General features: G+C 73.6%; 1 protein-coding gene and 1 pseudogene. Both read right to left on the bottom strand.

The genetic code is table 11. The features are described 5' to 3' along the window. Positions 1–707 (bottom strand): annotated as a pseudogene (locus AC0CYZ_RS23480) (hypothetical protein); the annotation flags it as partial. 72 nt (positions 708–779) lie between these two features. Further along, complete coding sequence (gene wag31, locus AC0CYZ_RS23475; protein WP_472219816.1) at positions 780–1724, bottom strand: DivIVA-like cell division protein Wag31; 945 nt, start codon at positions 1722–1724, stop codon at positions 780–782. Between the last annotated feature and the right edge of the window lie 91 nt (positions 1725–1815).

Here is a 1815-nt window from a genome sequence, read left to right as displayed (position 1 = left end):
GGGGTGTGCGGGAGCGGCACGAGACCGAGGAACCGGGATCCCTCGGGGGCGTTCGGCACGCGGGAGGGATCGTGGCCGAGGCGACCCGTCGTCGTGGCCCGCAGGCCCGGCGGGATGCCGCGCGGGCGCATGGGTGGCGGGGCCATCGGCGGCCGTCCACCGGGGCCCTGGGCCGGGCCGCCCTGAGCGGGACCGCCCTGGCCGGGGGCCTGCGCCGCGGGACCGCTCTGCTGGGCCGCGGGACCGCGCTGGTCAGCCGGAGCGCTCCCACCGACCGGACCCTGACCACCGTGGCCGTTCGGGGTGCCCTGGCCGTTCTGCCCGTTCTGGCCGTTCGGTGCGCCCTGGCCGTTCTGCGGGCCGGGACCACCAGGGCTGCTTGGCGCCCCGGGTCCCCCGGCGAAGGCGCGCGGTGCGCTCGCCGCGGTCATCGGCTCCGACCCGGGACCACCCGGCCCGGCCTGGACCGGCTGTGGCTGGGACACCGCCGAGTCACCACGACGGGCCTCGTCGCCACCGGTCGGCGCCGAGGCGCCGGAGGTGGCGTCCGCGGTCCGACGACGACGGACGAAGTCCGCCGCCAGCAGGATCGCAGCGACCGCGCTGGCCACCACCGAGCCCCAGGCCCACGCGGCCGTCGTCGTGACGACGGCGACGACGAGGAGCCCGAAGGCGACGACGACGCACAACAGGACGAGCAGAAGCACGGTCGACCCCTCAAATACCGCGTCGGGTCACCGGTCCGGAAGCCTTCCCCTGCCCCGACCGGCTCGCCCGACTCAGCTGCCGGCTTCGGCCCGGGAGCCGTAACCGCTGGTCGCGTATCCGCCCGAGCCGTTCCGGCTGCCTCCGTCGGCAGGCGCGGCCGACCCGCGGCCCTCGAGATCGCGCAGCTGCGACTCCAGGTAGGTCTTGAGCCGGGTCCGGTACTCCCGCTCGAAGGTGCGCAGCTCGTCGATCTTCTTCTCGAGCCCGCTCTTCTGCTGCTCGATCAGGGTGATCGTCTCGTTGTGCTTGCGCTGCGCGTCCCGCTCGAGGGTCGAGGCCTTGTCGCGGGCCTGCCGCTCGAGCGTCTCCGCGCGGGTCCGCGCGTCGTTCAGCATCGTCTCGGCCCGGCTGCGGGCCTCGTTGACCATGCTGTCGGCCTTCGTGCGCGCCTCGGAGAGGAGCTGCTCGGACTTGGTCCGCGCGTCGGACAGCATGCCGTCCGCCTCGGACTTGGCCTCGGCGGTGAGCCGGTCGGCCATCTCCTGCGCCAACCCGAGGACCTTGGCGGCCTGGACGTGGTGGTCACCCCCGCCGGCCATCGGTGACGGGTCGCCGCCGTAGGGCGACCCGACCATCCCCTGCTGCTGGGGCTGCGGCGGTTGCTGCTGCACCGGCATCGGCTGCTGCACCGTGCGCGGCGCGTCCTCCATCGGACGCTGCTGGGGCGGCGCGACCATCGTGGTCTGCGCCGACGACGGCGGCGGGGACTGCGAGCCCGCGGACTGGGCCTGTGCGGCCTTGGTCCTGGCGTCGTCGAGGTCGGAGTGCGCACTCGAGAGCTGCTGCTCGAGCTGCTCGACCTGCTCGCGCAGGTCGTTGTTCTCCTCGATGAGACGCCCGAGCTCGGCCTCCACGAGGTCGAGGAAGGCGTCGACCTCGTCCTCGTTGTAGCCCCGCTTGCCGATGGGCGGCTTGCTGAACGCGACGTTGTGGACGTCGGCAGGGGTCAGCGGCATCGGATCTCCTCAAGCACTCCTCGGCTGCGGAACCCCAGGTACCTCGGGCTCTTCGAGCTCCGCGACACGCAGAGTATGACCTCTGCGAGCA

The sequence above is a fragment of the Actinomycetospora sp. genome (assembly GCF_055612215.1).
This window is presented reverse-complemented; position numbering and strand designations above follow the sequence as displayed.

Excerpts from the sequence above, each read along its gene's own strand:
- wag31 (WP_472219816.1), bottom strand. The coding sequence starts at position 1,724 with ATGCCGCTGACCCCTGCCGACGTCCACAACGTCGCGTTCAGCAAGCCG.